This window comes from Collinsella sp. AF20-14LB (assembly GCF_003459505.1).
In the GTDB taxonomy this organism is placed as follows: domain Bacteria; phylum Actinomycetota; class Coriobacteriia; order Coriobacteriales; family Coriobacteriaceae; genus Collinsella.
Genome location: NZ_QRWD01000040.1, coordinates 1 through 2,160, shown reverse-complemented (window position 1 = coordinate 2,160; position 2,160 = coordinate 1). Strand labels below are relative to the sequence as shown.

The 2,160-nt window shown below is 61.9% G+C and carries 2 protein-coding genes and 1 pseudogene; 2 read left to right on the top strand and 1 reads right to left on the bottom strand.

Going from position 1 to position 2,160, the window contains the following annotated elements; translation table 11 throughout:
• Window positions 1-213: pseudogene (locus DWX63_RS11005) on the top strand (XRE family transcriptional regulator); the annotation flags it as partial.
• Between the two features lie 235 nt (window positions 214-448).
• Here DWX63_RS11005 and DWX63_RS11565 read toward each other — a convergent pair.
• The gene (locus DWX63_RS11565; RefSeq protein WP_233514546.1) at window positions 449-1,582 is read right to left on the bottom strand and encodes a helix-turn-helix transcriptional regulator; all 1,134 of its coding nucleotides are present in this window, start codon (window positions 1,580-1,582) and stop codon (window positions 449-451) included.
• 350 nt (window positions 1,583-1,932) lie between these two features.
• Here DWX63_RS11565 and DWX63_RS10995 point away from each other — a divergent pair.
• Window positions 1,933-2,160, top strand: a 228-nt coding sequence (locus DWX63_RS10995) for a helix-turn-helix domain-containing protein (RefSeq protein WP_147336098.1), incomplete at its 3' end; no start/stop codon positions are given.

The following is a 2,160-nucleotide window of genomic DNA, read 5'->3' as shown; positions in this document are numbered from 1 at the left end:
CTCGAGCGCATCAAGCGCGAGAACGACCTGGTGACATACCGCGAGATCCTCGCCTTCATGAACGGCGAGGCGGACATCGAGCGCGATCCGCGGGCACTCCCCCGCCGCGCGTGGCCGACGAAGCACCGACTGGCGTACGACTTGCTGACCTTCTTCGCCGCAGCCGCCATCGGCGGAGCACTCGGCTTTGCCGTGTGGGGGCTGCTGAACTAGAGGCAGCATCTGCCGAAGTCCGCATCACGCGCGTCAAGAATCAGCGCTTTGGGCGCCAGCGTTGCGCTCGTGATGCGGACTCGAAGATGCCCGCAGCCGAAGACTTCAAATTGACGGCAAGCACTAGCTTGAGGCCCGCTCCACGCCGGCAATACAGCACCACCCAGCAAAATGCGGGCGGCCCCGGCACACCCGAGGCCGCCCGCTTCATTCAGACGGATGTCTTCGAACGCCTCTACTCCCTATCGCCGCATGCAGCCGCATCATTCTCATCGTCATCGTCGATAACGATAAGGGCGATAGCGGAGCCCAAGCTACCGACGACCCACGGGAGCCAGAACAGGCCGCCGATCCCCTCGGACGCATCCATGGCACCACCGACGAACAGCCAGATGAGCGCGATGATGGTGGAGGCGAGCATGATCACGACGCAAGCCCTCTTCTTGCGCGCCGCTGTACGGCGATACTTGGGATTGCACGCGCGCAGATACGCCTCGCGGCTCTGGGGATCCAGCTGCGACAGCTCCTCCGCACTCAATTCGACCGTCTCGAGCCACTCCTTGTTGTACTCCGCGACATCCATGCGGCCCCACAGCATGCCCCAGTGGACAATCACCCCAACACCGACGGCGACCAGGACCATCATCAGCGTGTCGCCATATACCTGGACGTTCGCCTCCACCTCAAACAGCGCCGATACGGCGATGCCAAGAAGGATGATCGCGATACCCGAAACGATCGCGATCGAAGCACGACGACGCTCTGCCGCCTTTTGCTCTGCGGTGTAAAAGTCCGCAACATACGGATGGGCTTCCACAAAAGCCGCGTGCTCCATGCCGGATGGAATAAGGAATCCCAAGCCAGCGGCAACGAGCGCGAACAACGCCATGAGGACGATTCCGTCTGAGTGCAGGACCTCATCGGTGAAGACCGCGGCGGCGACCCCCAGGATGATGAGCGCCACACCGAGTGCGACCTTGCGGGCAAATGCGACCATGTGCTCGTCATAGCCGCATACATCCGTGTTGGGACCGACGGGGATCGCGGGCACAAAGGCGGATCCGATGTCGGACAACGAGTTCCGCCCGTGCGGAGCCTCGACGCGGACGACGGCGTTCCCATCGTTTTGCACGCCATCCGCGGCGCTCTGGCTCACGGCCGCGCGGCGCGACACGTCACCCTGCACCAGGTCATCGAGCGAGCACTCGAAAATCTGGCACATTTTGATGAGCTTATCCATCTCCGGGTAGGACTTCTCGGCCTCCCACTTGGTGACGGACTGGCGAGATACCCCAAGCAGCATGGCGAGCTGCTCCTGGGTCATATGGCGCTCGGCGCGCAGATACTGAAGGTTGGTACGGAAGCTCATAGTAGGTCCTCTCGTTGGCTGGAAGCGGGCACGCGGGCGTCGTGATCTTGGCTCACGGCGACGGCGCGGGCGCGGCATCCCAGCGTTCGGTGCTTTCCTGCCGGCGACTTACACACTACGGTAGCCACATGGCGGAAACCACCAACTTGAGGCTTCATTTTACGCAACCTGCAGGCACCCTATGGTTGCAAACCGCAGGTAGATTGAATGGACGTCAAATTATTAGGAGCTTGCATCACCTGTGAACTCAAACGGTCCCCGCCGATGTTACGACCCGTTGCTTGCGGCAACGGGCCATCTGCGGGCAGCATTGCGGTAACGTAGGAACCGGGCGAGAGAAAGGATCCGCCATGCTGAACGAGAACATCCAGGCCCTCAGGAAATCGAAAGGGCTATCGCAGGAGGAGCTCGCGCTCAAGCTGAACGTGGTGAGGCAGACGGTTTCCAAATGGGAACGCGGGCTCTCGGTGCCCGACGCGGAGATACTCGTCGCCCTCGGTGAGACGCTCGACGTGCCGGTGAGCAAAGACGAGGCGCGAGGCGATGGGGCTCTCCCAAGAACAGCTCGCCGAGAAACT

Bases quoted from the DNA above. Each gene is read 5' to 3' on its own strand.
- DWX63_RS11565 (WP_233514546.1), bottom strand. From the start codon at position 1,582: ATGAGCTTCCGTACCAACCTTCAGTATCTGCGCGCCGAGCGCCATATG.